Below are 11,816 nucleotides of genomic sequence, written 5' to 3'. Positions count from 1 at the left end.
TTTGCTATGGGTATCCCATATGTTCCGTATGAATTTATGATGTCCAATACTATCCTTAACAAACTCCTGGACCAATTGTTTGTCACATGATTTTTAGACAGTGAATTACTTGTTGGATCATAATTATATCATTAATTTTAGAAGCAAAGCTGTAACAGGCCTGATATAGGGTACCAATCGAACACATACAAATTATGGGATTTTTGAACAATATTTTTCGAAAGAAGGAAAATAGAAAAGATAGCATACAGGATTTTTGGAACTGGTTTGAAAAAAACGAGCAAACCTTTTTTCAAATTGTAAAAAATGGAGATCATATTGATCAGAATTTTTTCAGCAAGCTTTCCCCAAAAATCGATGCGCTCCGAAAGGATCTTTATTTTTTAACTGGAATGTGCAATGACGATACTGCAGAGCTTATCATTACCCCTGATGGTGTTGTAAAAAATATTGCGTTCGTAGAGACTTTAATCAATGCAGCTCCTGCCCTTCCCAACTGGAAATTTACAGCTTTAAAGCCCGCAGTCAAGGACATGGAAAAATTTAAAATAACAATGTACGGTTTTTCCTTTGACATCAACGATATGTCTTTTTACCCCATTGAACACCAATACCGTCCAGATGAGGTGGATATTGTTATTGTACACCCCAAGTATACCGAAGAAGATAAAGCAAACATTGCCCATGGGGTTGAAATATTCCTGGATAATTATATTGGCGAACTAAACTCGATCATCACTATTGACAATTTAAATGTCACTTCCAGTAATCAGGCTGCAGGTGAACTCATTCCGCTGATTAAATTAAAAGACTATCTAATCTGGCGTGAAAAAGAATTTGTCGAAAAATACACGGATGTCAGACATGAAGCTGAAAATGATTCCTACACCGCTTTCGAAGGTATGCTACAAAATGATTTACCGATCTTAGCCATAATAAATACTTCCCTGCTGGATTGGAACGGAAAAGCATCACACCCCTGGATCGTAACACTGCGGATCAATTACAACGGTACGGCAACAAACGGCATGCCCGACCAGCTTACATACGATTTAATGGATAAATTCGAAGATGACTTAATGAGCAGTCTTCCACAGGATATAGGTCACCTCAATATCGGCCGGGAGACGGCTGATAACATTCGGGAAGTTTACCTGGCCTGTACGGAATTTAGAAAATCGTCCCAAACCATAGATCAATTAATAGGGGAATATCAAAATAAACTCGATATAGACTACGCTATCTATAAAGACAAATATTGGAACTCTTTTGAGCGATTTAATAAAACAATAGAATAACAGCAATAGGCAACCAAAAATAAATATTCATCACCTTTTGTTTTACAATGAATAAGTTCATCGCATTTATTATCCTAATCGGGATCTGTCTGATTGCTTTTAAAGTTTCTCAAAATAATATCTCTAAGACACATCGTACGGAAAACACGGCGGCATCCGATTCAGCACGGTACAACAATGCTTTCGATCGGGTCAAAAATCTCGTGAAAAACAATAAAAACTACAATAAGGAGCTTGCATTTCTACTTGATATGAAAAGACCTTCTGGTAGAAATCGCTTTTTCGTTGTCGATCTTCGAAATAATCAGCTGCTGGATCAGGGTTTAGTAGCGCATGGTTCCGGTTCGGAAACTGGGCAAACTGGGCAACTAAAATTCAGCAATAAAGACAGCTCCTATGCGACCTCATTGGGCCTGTATGCAATCGGGGTATCCTATAATGGTCGCTTCGGAAAGGCTTACAGGTTATTTGGTCTTGAAGATTCCAATAGCAATGCCTATGACAGAAATATCGTTCTACATAAATATGACAACATGCCTTATGATGAACAGGTTGCTCCAATATGTTTAAGCCAGGGCTGCCCAATGGTGAACGTCAAATTCTATGAAAGATTGCAACGTATTATCGATACCTCTCAAAAACAAATTATCCTGAGTATCTATTATTGATCTTTTTTATTTACCGATCGATCGACTAAATGCAACATGGCCTGGTAAGGGCTTTCCGATGTGATCAGGGATTTTAACCATGCAATAAATGCCAGCACAAATAGATCTTGATTTTCCAAATCTATAGCCATCGTATCTATGGCGGTAATAAAAGTCTTATTTTTTATTACAGCAGGATCTTGCAGATACTTTTCAACCAATCTTAAAAAATTTACAACCCGGCCTTCCCGTACCGTTTCCAGGTATTTTTTGTACCGGCGCTTAAAGCTCTTCACACGCGAAAACGCCAAATCAATATCTCCAAATTGAATGTGGATCAAAATCTCCAGCAAGCTCTTACGGATTGTCCATAACATACCCATTTTTCGCTCATACCAAGCATCTGTCCGGATCATTTTTCTTAATTCTGCCAACGCTAGTTTATCTTGAGATTGCGCCAAAAACATAACCAGACATAATTGCAGGTCCGCAATATCCGTATCGTTGGATTTCAATGTCGATTGTTGTGTTCCTACACGTAAAAGATCAAGCGCTTTGGCACCCTCACCCATATAATGGTAATTTAAAGCCTTTAGCAGATAATAACGTAAATGAAACTGAGTCCGAAGAACAGTCCCTGGAGCACAGTCAGCCATCAACTGTTCCAAATATGCTAAGCTTTCCTGAAATAACCCGTTCCGTAAATTGAAATTAGCAAGGTAATAGAGGATATGTAAGTAATAATACAAGTGATGGGGCGCATTCGCTTTTTGCTTTGTTATAAACTCGTGGCTTGTTACCAAAAATGACCCCACCAGTGCATAATTCTGATGAATCATCGCGTATTCATTGGCGATATACAAGAGTTGATAAAGCGATTTAAAAGACAACAGTTCCCGTAAGGAAATGTCATACCTGCCGATTGTATCCATCACTAGCTTATTTAGATCAACGATCTTGCCCTTGAGATGGATATCCTGTAGCTCCACTCTTAGCAACGCATAGGCTATCTGAAATCTTGCCTCTTGCTGTATTTTATGTTGGTTAGATATTAAACGATCAATTAGCGGCGCCAGATCAGGGCTCGACTCCAGATAGGCATATTGCAGTCTAACCTGTAGAATTTCATTGAGTAAGCTAAACTGCTCCAAAAGTAAAGCCTTTTGCTCCGCCCGCTGAAGGCATTTAAAGCCTAGTTTCATCAAATCATTCTCTAGCAGAAAACGCCCAACTATAAGTAAACGCAGTGCCTCATGAGCCTCACTATTATCCCGTTCAAATGTCTTATTGGAAATAAACAATAATAGACTATCATGTAATCTTTTTCTTAAAGCGTGGTAAGCATCTTTATTTTTTGAAGACGCATAGAGTTTTTTTAATCCATTTATATCATCAGTTTTTAATATTTCTAATAATTTGATATTCTTGACATCATTGCGTTTATTTTTCTTCTTTAAAAATCGGCCAAAATCTTTAATATCATTATTATCCAAAAGACCAATAAGCTCTACAATCGAATCCATAGTATAAAATTTAAAGGGATATCAAATTTAATAAATAAAATATATCATCAGTATTTTCTATATATTGATTTTATATACTAAGGAATGCTATTGATATTTGAATCAACAAATAACAACAACAACTATAAAAAATTAAAATTATGGAACCGCTAAAAAACATGATTGAAGAAAAAATTTCAAAAAAGGATTCAAACACAAGAAATCCTTTTAAACCAACAGGAGCTTTTATTGGCGCATCGTGGACTGCTTTACTGGTAGGTACTATAGGTTACTGTATCGGTTTATGGAACGCAACAATGGCTCTGAATGAAAAGGGCTATTACTTTACCATTCTATTGTTTGCCTTATTCGCCGTTATCTCTGTTCAGAAAAGCGTCCGAGATAAAGCTGAAGGACTTGCTGTAACCGAACTTTACTATGGACTAAGCTGGTTTGCAACAATTGCCGCGATAGTTTTATTGGTTATCGGCTTGTGGAACGCTGATCTGCTACTTAGCGAAAAAGGATTCTATGCGATGTCCTTTTCTTTAAGCCTATTCTCTGCGATAGCTGTTCAGAAAAATACACGGGATGCTAAACTTATTGATGATAATGAAATAAAACTTTAGCGGTTTGCCGATCCTGCGGCCCCTGGCGAACATGCCGTAGGATCTATTGCAAAAAGAATCCCAGGGATATTTTGATTTAACCTTATTTTAAGTTTTACTATATTTTATATTCCTCGAGTTTACGGTATAATGTCGCTATACCAATCTCCAGCAATCGTGCTGCTTCAGCTTTATTCCCATTGGTATGCTGCAGTACACGCTGAATATGTTGACGTTCCATGTGCGCCATGGAAAAACTGGAGGCCAAGGTTTGCTCCGTCTTTAAACCGTTCATTCCAAAAGGGAGGCTTCCTAAATCTAGCTGACCGTCGTCGCTTAAGATGACACTGCGTTCGATTACATTTTTTAATTCACGGATATTGCCGCGCCATGGATTTCGTTCGAGAGCAGCGACAAACTCAGCTGTCATTTTTAATGGTTTGAGATTCGACTTTACCGCAAAAAAATCAGCATAATACTGAGCCAACAATCGAATATCCTGAACACGTTGACGCAAGGGTGGCAATTGAATTGTAAAGACCGATAATCTATAGAATAAATCACTTCTAAAATGTTCGGAATCTATTTCAGCTTCAAGATCTCTATTGGTTGCAGCGATAATACGGACATCTACTTTCGTCGGCTTGGAATCACCAACTTTTAAAAATTCGCCGGTCTCCAGTACACGCAAGATTTTAGACTGGAGTTCGATCGCCATCTCCCCGATCTCATCCAAAAAAATAGTGCCCAGATGAGCCTCTTCAAACAGACCACGTTGATCTTTTGTTGCTCCTGTAAATGCTCCGGCCTTATGTCCGAATAGTTCATTTTCCAGCAGATCTTTTGTGAAAGCCGCACAATTAATAGCGACGAAACTGCGCTCCTTTCGAGGACTAGCCTGGTGGATTGCTTGTGCAAATACTTCCTTACCCGTCCCCGTCTCCCCTGTTAATAGAACGGTCGTGCTTGTTACAGATACCTTTTGCGCAAGTGCAATGGCCGATTTAATCGAAACAGAACTACCTATAATTTTGTCAAATGAAAGCCTATTGCCTAATTGTTTCTCCAACTGTTGTACCCGGCGCGCCAGCGCCACCTTCTCACAGGCTTTATAGAGCAAAGGTATAATCTTATTGTTATCATCACCTTTGGTGATATATTCAAAAGCACCGTTTTTGATCGCCTGAACTCCGTCCGGAATGTTACCATAAGCAGTCAATAAGATGATCTCAACAACTGGATGACGCTCTTTAATCAACTTCGCTGTCTCTACCCCATTACCATCGGGTAACTTGACATCGCATAGTACCACATCAATATCAAACATATCAAGCTTTTTCAAACCAGACCGGATGTCATCAGCTTCTATGACCTCAAAGCCCTCCAAGCTGATGATCTTAGCAAGCAGTTTACGAAGCTTCTCTTCGTCATCTATAAGAAGTATTTTATTTACCATGTTTTTTCCAAAATTACGATTTGTTCAATGCAAACCGCAAAAATTTAGCGTTAAAAAGTTACTTGACCGTTTATCTATTTTATATTGAAAACATGAAGGGTTTGACTATACCTAAAAAATAGCTTTTTTGAGATTAGAAATAAACTGCTATATTTGTAGCTCATCCACAAAACTGTATGTAAGATCAAGATTCTTTAGAACGTAATAAATACCGCCGATAAATAATTATCGCGATGGTTTGTTTTTAACATTATAAAGAATTTTGGCATGATTTCATTACAACAGATATCCTATATACATCCGAATAAAGATTTATTGTTTGAAAACATAAGTCTAACAATCAACTCACAAGAGAAAATCGCATTAATTGGCAACAACGGTGTTGGTAAATCAACATTATTGCGTCTTATTGCTGGTGAGCTAGCACCCGCAACAGGGAGTATACATCGTGATACCCGCCCTTTTTATGTTCCACAGATTACAGGACAGTACGATGATCTAACCATTGCAGAGGCTTTAGGCATTGACAAAAAACTGGACGCTTTTTATGCCATTTTAGAGGGCGATGCTACAGAAGGAAATTTTAATATCCTTCAAGACGACTGGACGTTGGAAGAACGATGCCAGGAAGCTTTTAGGTATTGGAATCTGCCCGAAATTCATTTGACAGGGAAAATGTCTGATCTCAGTGGGGGCCAAAAGGCAAAAGTATTATTGGCAGGAATCCAAATTCACGGATGCGAACTTATCCTATTGGATGAACCGAGCAATCATCTGGATATGGACAGTAAAAAATTACTTTATCAATGGCTGCAGGCTTCAAAACAGACTGTTGTGATTGTTAGCCACGACCGCACGCTGCTCAATCTGCTCGAGGACACTTTAGAAATGACACCGAGGGGCATAAAACGATATGGAGGAAACTATGCTTTTTACGAATCACAAAAGGAAATAGAGCGCAATGCCTTGGAACAGGACATACACTATCAGGAAAAGGCGATCAAAATAGCTAAAGAGAAAGAAAGAGAAACGATTGAACGCCAAAATAGATTGAACAATCGCGGTCAGAAAAAACAGGAAAAAGCAGGCGTGGCCCGTATTATGATGAATACGCTTCGCAATAATGCGGAAAAAAGCACGGCCAAAATCAAAAGCGTTCACCAGGACAAAATCGGAGACATGAGATCCAATCTACAGGACCTCCGGAGCACAAAAGCGAGCTTAGATGAAATGAAAATTGATTTAGGAGACAGTACTTTCCCACGCGGAAAAAGCATGATAAAAGCGACTAAAATCAATTTCAGCTACAATACCACAGAAATTTGGCCGGAAAATATTGACCTGCAGCTATTCAGCGGAGAACGCATTATTTTACAGGGGAAAAATGGTTCCGGTAAAACCACATTGATCAAAATCCTGTTAGGACATCTTAGTCCCAGTCAGGGCCAGATTGAACGACAGCGATTTAACGCAATCTATCTCGATCAGGAGTACTCACTTATTGACCTCCACTTGAGTGTATATGAACAGGCGCAATCCTATAACAGTGAATCCTTAGCTGAACATGATATCAAAATAAGACTCAATCGTTTTTTATTTGGAAAGGATGATTGGGACAAGCCCTGCAGGCTTTTAAGTGGTGGTGAAAAAATGCGTCTGATCCTCTGTTGCCTGACGATTAGACAACAAGCTCCGGATCTCATCGTTCTGGATGAACCTACAAATAACCTGGATATTCAGAACATTCGTATCCTTACCCGGGCGATTCAGCATTATAAAGGCACACTCCTTGTCATTTCCCATGACGAAATGTTTCAAAACGATATTGGTATCGACAGGGCTATTAGCTTAAAAAATTAGATAAAATAAACTAACGTGGACATCTCTACGTTTAATGATATTGGTACTAGTCCGATCTGGATATGTGCAATCGAACCACTTTCATTGCAATCGACAGGCCTATTTTGTAACAATCTCGTATTCTTTATTTAGAATAATGCTAAAACGATAAATTAAATTGAAAAAAAATAAAATTTTATCAATATATTCACGATGATTTTAAACATGAAACAATAACCATCGATTAGTTGAACCTTCCCACAGATATAGATCTCAAAAAACATGTATCTCGCAGGCTTTTCAATTAATTACTCAATTTAATTATGTCAAATTATCAAATTAAAGAGAATCCCGAATTGTTTGACGCTATCGTCGTAGGCTCAGGTGCAGGTGGAGGTATGGCCGGATATATCCTGGCACATGCGGGCCTTAAAGTATTGATGCTGGAGGCTGGCCCATTTTACGATCCCGCAAAAGATTCGTTACAACTACGCTGGCCTTGGGAATCTCCCCGCAGAGGAGCTGGTACCACACGCCCTTTCGGCGATTTTGACGCAGCCTTTGGTGGCTGGCAACTCGAAGGAGAACCTTACAGCAAAGTTAGTGGAACCGAATTCGAATGGTTCAGAGCAAGGATGCTTGGTGGTAGAACAAATCACTGGGGTCGTATTTCATTACGCATGGGTCCCGATGATTTCAAACCAAAAGATGGCATGACCGACGAATGGCCCATCACCTATGATGAAGTCAAGCCATTTTATGATCGTGTCGACCGTATGATTGGTATTTATGGTACCGTTGAGGGTATACATAACGAACCTGACGGTATTTTTATGAAACCTCCCAAGCCGCGTCTTAATGAACTATATATTGCAAAAGGAGCAAAGAAAGCTGGTGTACCTGTTATTCCGGGAAGGGGTGCAGTCCTGACCGAGGTATCGAAAGACATAAAAGACCGCGGTACTTGCTTCTACTGTGGCCAATGCGGCCGTGCATGTAAGGTATATGGTGATTTCTCCTCTTCATCCTGCCTGGTAATTCCGGCAATGAAAACAGGAAATCTGAAGGTCATCGACAATGCAATGGTACGGGAAGTGCTGACCAATGACGAAGGATTAGCTACCGGTGTTTCCTATGTTGACACCAAAGATTTACAGGAATATACCGTAAAAGGCAAAACTGTAATTCTAGGAGCCAGCGCCTGTGAAAGTGCCCGGATTATGTTAAACTCAAAATCTAAAGCGCATCCGGGTGGTGTCGGCAACAGCAGCGGTTTAGTCGGCAGATATCTCCACGACTCCACTGGTGCCAGCCTCTCTGGTTATTTACCTCAATTACTTGATCGTAAAAGGTATAATGAAGATGGTGTCGGAAGTGTGCATATCTATTCGCCCTGGTGGGAAGACAATGCTAAATTGAACTTCCCAAGAGGCTACCATATTGAATATGGCGGCGGTCTGCATATGCCCTCCTATGGATTCTTAAACTGGGTACCAAAGGTAAATGACGCTGGTAAAAGCGCTGACGGAAAAACAAAAGCAAAAGGTGGCTATGGTACTGCGCTTAAAGAAGATTATCGTAGTTACTATGGTGCCAATGTGGGCATGGCCGGACGTGGCACCGCCCTGGCAAGAAAAGATAACTATTGTGAAATTGACCCCAACCAAGTGGATAAATTCGGGATCCCTGTCCTTCGCTTCAATTACAAATGGGCCAATGAAGAAATCGCTCAGGCCAAACATATGCAAGAAACTTTTCAAGCTATTATGCATGAAATGGGGGCTGTCATCACATCGAAGATCCCTGGAGCTGATACCTTATATGGCTTAGAAGCTCCCGGAAAAATTATTCACGAAGGTGGTACAACAAGAATGGGGAACGATCCAAAAACTTCGGTATTAAACAAATGGGGACAAGCGCATGATTGTAAAAACCTCTATGTGGTCGATGCTGGACCTTTTGTACAACAAGGTGACAAGAACCTTACATGGACAATTCTGGCTTTATCGATGCGTACCGCAGAATATATATTACAGGAAAAGAAAAAATTAAATGGTTAAAGCATGAACAGAAGAGAATCTCTAAAAGCACTGGGCTTTATTGCTGCCGGATCAGGTCTTTTAACCGCAGCTTGTAATTCAAAAGAAACCAAAAATACGACAGCCACAAATAGCGATAAACTCCCGGGCGTCCAGGATTTTGAATATGAACGGACAGCTCGCTTAAAAGAAGAAAAGTTTTTTGATGAACATGAAATGGCAACAATTACAGTTTTAGCCGACATCATTATTCCGAAGGACAGCAAATCAGGTAGTGCCTCTGAGGCGGGAGTCCCAGATTTTATCGAGTTTATTGTAAAGGATTTACCTGACAACAAAATCCCTATGCGTGGTGGGTTGCGATGGCTCGATCTCCAGACCAAAAGACGATACGGTAACGTATTTATAAAATGTGACTCAAACGAACAGCTCGCACTCATTGACGAAATTGCTTATCCTGAACTAGCAAAGCCTGAAATGCAACAGGGAGCGGCATTTTTCTCCTTAATGCGCAATCTGACCTCCTCCGGTTTTTATACCAGCGAAATAGGAATCAAAGATATCGGATATGCCGGCAACAAACCTGGTGTATGGAACGGTGTTCCGGACGATGTCCTAAAAGAACATGGTTTTGATCCAAGTAAATTTTTCGGATAAAAGAAAATCCTTTCCAAAGCTGGAAAGGATTTTCTTTTTTTAACTGTTCGCAATATCGTTATTACGACAGACATTGCTATTATTTACTTTATTGTACCGGTGTCACTTCAGTTGGTTCCGGAGCCTTGTCGATCAATTCCATGAATTGATCCAGTTTTGGTGTAATAATAATCTGTGTTCTCCGGTTCCGCTGTTTTCCGAGAGCTGTGGAATTGTCGGCGACAGGATTATACTCACCTCTACCCCCTGCTGTCAATCGCTTCGGATCCACTCCGTACTTCGTCTGTAAAGCCTGGACCACCGAAGAAGCTCTCAATGTACTTAAATCCCAATTATTCCGGATGTTGGGTTTTGAAATCGGATCAGTATCGGTATTACCTTCAATCAATACTTCATAATCTCTGTAATCTTGGATAATCTTTGCTATTTTGCTTAACGTCAGATCAGCTCGCTCACTGATTTCATAACTACCGGACTTGTATAACATATTATCTGCAAGCGAAATATACACGACACCTTTTAATACCTGCACATCCACCTCCTGTAATTCCTCACGACTCAATGACCGCGTTAGGTTATTGGTCAAGACCAAATTCAACGAGTCAGACTTGTTTTTGGTCTCAACTAAATGTTTAATGTATTTATTTGAAGCATTAATTTCATCAACAAGTTTGGAAATATTGACATTCCCCTGGGAGTTTTGATTGATACTCTTATCCAAAGAACCTTGTAATGCGGAATAAGCCGCTTTAAGATCAGCATTATTTTGCCGTTCCGAAGCTAACTGATCTTCCAAACTCTTAATTCTTGTCCGACTTTCAGTCAATTGAAGTTGACTATCCTGATATTGTGTCTGCAAATTTTTATATTCTGTCTGCAAACCTAGGTATGTCTTTTTACTGACACCACATCCCGTAACAAGTAAACTTGCGGTCAGTATGGATATCGGAAAACCTATATTCTTCATAGCATTCTAATTTTGTAGATGTTGAATTAATTCGTTGAACTAAGATAAAGCAATATCTTAGCCAAAAAAAAAGTACGCTACTGAATTAACATCCTTTAACGTCTATTGTCCTAGCTCCTTTAGCTCCGCTGTAGTGAATATTTGCTCACCTTTCAAATAAGGATTGGCTCCTTTCAGATAATTGTAAATAATGGATTTCGCTTCCTCATTCGGGAGTTTACGAAGATTCTTGACCAAGAAATTTTTATCTTCTATAATATTGTCTTTATAGCCCAAAAAAGATGGAGCATGGACCTGTACGCTCCAACGAATGAATCTGGCTTCAATGTGATTGGGATTGTCTTTGATCAATTCCTCCAAATGCTTCTTACCCTCTTTAAATTGGCCAACTTTCCTAAACGGGTTGCCCATGTGTTTCGCTATCAATATCTCATAAGCTGCACGATAGACCTTCTCTGTAGTAGATTTGGCCCCCTCATCAAGCACCTCAAAATTACGTTCGCACAAATCCTCATCCTTAACGGCCTCAGCATAGTCTTTCCTGATCTTATCAATATTCAGCTGCTGTCCCAATCCAATCTTTGCTATTGTAAATAGAAATACTGTCAATACTATTCGTGTCATCATAATTATAAATCAGGCTTTTTCAAAACATTCTTTTTCCGACTTAAATTACTAAAAAAATCGAATTCAAATATTAATTTTCAATTATCATACCACAAAGCCTAAAACCAGCTGTCATCAGATCACTACAGTTGGCTTTTTCCAAACCGAATTTCTTTCCAAAAGGATATTTTTAACGC

Annotated in this window: 10 protein-coding genes; 6 read left to right on the top strand and 4 right to left on the bottom strand. The window is 39.5% G+C overall.

Annotated features, from left to right (window positions below; all coding sequences use genetic code 11):
* Window positions 1–194 precede the first annotated feature (194 nt).
* Together BWD42_RS00510 and BWD42_RS00505 are read left to right on the top strand one after the other, a co-directional pair.
* Window positions 195–1,298, top strand: a complete 1,104-nt coding sequence (locus BWD42_RS00510; RefSeq protein ID WP_077432535.1) for a DUF695 domain-containing protein — start codon at window positions 195–197, stop codon at window positions 1,296–1,298.
* A 47-nt stretch (window positions 1,299–1,345) separates the two neighbouring features.
* Complete coding sequence (locus BWD42_RS00505; RefSeq protein WP_077432534.1) at window positions 1,346–1,966, top strand: murein L,D-transpeptidase catalytic domain-containing protein; 621 nt, start codon at window positions 1,346–1,348, stop codon at window positions 1,964–1,966.
* Here BWD42_RS00505 and BWD42_RS00500 read toward each other — a convergent pair.
* The gene (locus BWD42_RS00500) at window positions 1,960–3,468 is read right to left on the bottom strand and encodes a hypothetical protein (protein ID WP_077432533.1); all 1,509 of its coding nucleotides are present in this window, start codon (window positions 3,466–3,468) and stop codon (window positions 1,960–1,962) included. The two genes, BWD42_RS00505 and BWD42_RS00500, sit on opposite strands and share 7 nt — an antisense overlap.
* Before the next feature lie 140 nt (window positions 3,469–3,608).
* Between BWD42_RS00500 and yiaA the strand changes: the two genes are divergently transcribed.
* Window positions 3,609–4,076: an inner membrane protein YiaA gene (gene yiaA / locus BWD42_RS00495; protein WP_077432532.1), complete on the top strand. Its 468-nt coding sequence runs from the start codon at window positions 3,609–3,611 to the stop codon at window positions 4,074–4,076.
* 97 nt (window positions 4,077–4,173) lie between these two features.
* On the opposite strand, the gene BWD42_RS00490 is transcribed toward yiaA, so the two are convergent.
* Window positions 4,174–5,511 carry a sigma-54-dependent transcriptional regulator gene (locus BWD42_RS00490; RefSeq protein WP_077432531.1) on the bottom strand — a complete coding sequence of 446 codons (1,338 nt, stop codon included), beginning with the start codon at window positions 5,509–5,511 and terminating at the stop codon, window positions 4,174–4,176.
* Window positions 5,512–5,778: 267 nt separating this feature from the next.
* On the opposite strand from BWD42_RS00490, the gene BWD42_RS00485 reads away from it, so the two are divergent.
* The 3 genes from BWD42_RS00485 (at window position 5,779) to BWD42_RS00475 (ending at window position 10,046) form a co-directional block, all read left to right on the top strand.
* Window positions 5,779–7,371 carry an ABC-F family ATP-binding cassette domain-containing protein gene (locus BWD42_RS00485; RefSeq protein ID WP_077432530.1) on the top strand — a complete coding sequence of 531 codons (1,593 nt, stop codon included), beginning with the start codon at window positions 5,779–5,781 and terminating at the stop codon, window positions 7,369–7,371.
* 302 nt (window positions 7,372–7,673) lie between these two features.
* Window positions 7,674–9,410: a GMC family oxidoreductase gene (locus BWD42_RS00480; protein WP_077432529.1), complete on the top strand. Its 1,737-nt coding sequence runs from the start codon at window positions 7,674–7,676 to the stop codon at window positions 9,408–9,410.
* A 3-nt stretch (window positions 9,411–9,413) separates the two neighbouring features.
* Entirely contained in the window at window positions 9,414–10,046 is a 633-nt protein-coding gene (locus BWD42_RS00475; RefSeq protein ID WP_077432528.1) for a gluconate 2-dehydrogenase subunit 3 family protein, read from the top strand.
* Window positions 10,047–10,134: 88 nt separating this feature from the next.
* Here the strand turns inward: BWD42_RS00475 and BWD42_RS00470 are convergent, their stop codons facing one another.
* Both BWD42_RS00470 and BWD42_RS00465 read right to left on the bottom strand, forming a co-directional pair.
* Window positions 10,135–11,013, bottom strand: a complete 879-nt coding sequence (locus BWD42_RS00470; RefSeq protein ID WP_077432527.1) for a flagellar motor protein MotB — start codon at window positions 11,011–11,013, stop codon at window positions 10,135–10,137.
* A gap of 102 nt (window positions 11,014–11,115) precedes the next feature.
* Entirely contained in the window at window positions 11,116–11,640 is a 525-nt protein-coding gene (locus BWD42_RS00465; RefSeq protein ID WP_077432526.1) for a hypothetical protein, read from the bottom strand.
* Window positions 11,641–11,816: the final 176 nt, after the last annotated feature.

The organism is Sphingobacterium sp. CZ-UAM, from assembly GCF_002000245.1.
Classification (GTDB): Bacteria; Bacteroidota; Bacteroidia; order Sphingobacteriales; family Sphingobacteriaceae; genus Sphingobacterium.
This window is presented reverse-complemented; position numbering and strand designations above follow the sequence as displayed.